Raw genomic sequence first — 840 nt, forward strand, 5'->3', positions numbered from 1 at the left:
CGAATACGGGGGCGTTCGGGTCGTTGCCGGCCACAGTGACGCCGTTGCCTGTAAGGTCGGCAATCGTCACTGAGACGTCGGCTCCCGCCTCCCAATCTTCGGCGAAGGCGACGTTGTAGGTGGTGCCGCCCAGGGATGCCGTGCCATCTTTGTTGAACAACAGGGCTGCTGCTGCCTTGTCGGTGGCCGACAGGGTCAGGGTGAAGCTGGTGGCGGAGGTGATATCGACATTGCCGGTATCGGTCAAGATATAGGTCGAACCCCCTTGCCCCAGCAAGGTGAGCTTGTTGGCAATGATGTCGTTCAGGGCTCCGGCCGCGCTGGCAAAGCCCGTGCCAGTGCCAGTCAGCACTCCGGTGGTGACGTTGTAGGTCAGCGCAGTGATGGCCGGCACTGCAACGTTGCTGGCGGTGATGCCGTTGCCAGTGAGGTCGGCAATGACGACGGCGGCATCAGTGCCGGCGGCCCAGTCTTCTGCGGCGACCAGGTTGTAGGTGGTGGCGTTGGTGGAACTGGTGCCGTTCTTGTTGACGATGAGGTTCACGGCGGCTTGGTCAGCGGCCGAGAGACTCAGGGTGAAGCTGGTGGCGGAGGTGATCTCAACGTTGCCGGTGGTCGTCAGCGTGTAGCTGGCACCTCCTTCTCCCTGCAAGCTGAATTTGCTGGCCACGATGTCATTGACGGCCCCCGCCAGGCTGGAGAACCCGGTGCCCGTCACGACAAGCGCTCCGGTGCTGGCGTCGTAGGTGGCAGATGTGATGGCCGGTACTGCAACGTTGCTGACGGTGAGTGCGTTGGTGCCATCAGCGATGTCGCTGCCTGTGATCACGCTGTTCCAGT

The sequence above is a fragment of the Acidovorax sp. NB1 genome, assembly GCF_005405905.1.
Taxonomy (GTDB): Bacteria; Pseudomonadota; Gammaproteobacteria; order Burkholderiales; family Burkholderiaceae_C; genus Acidovorax.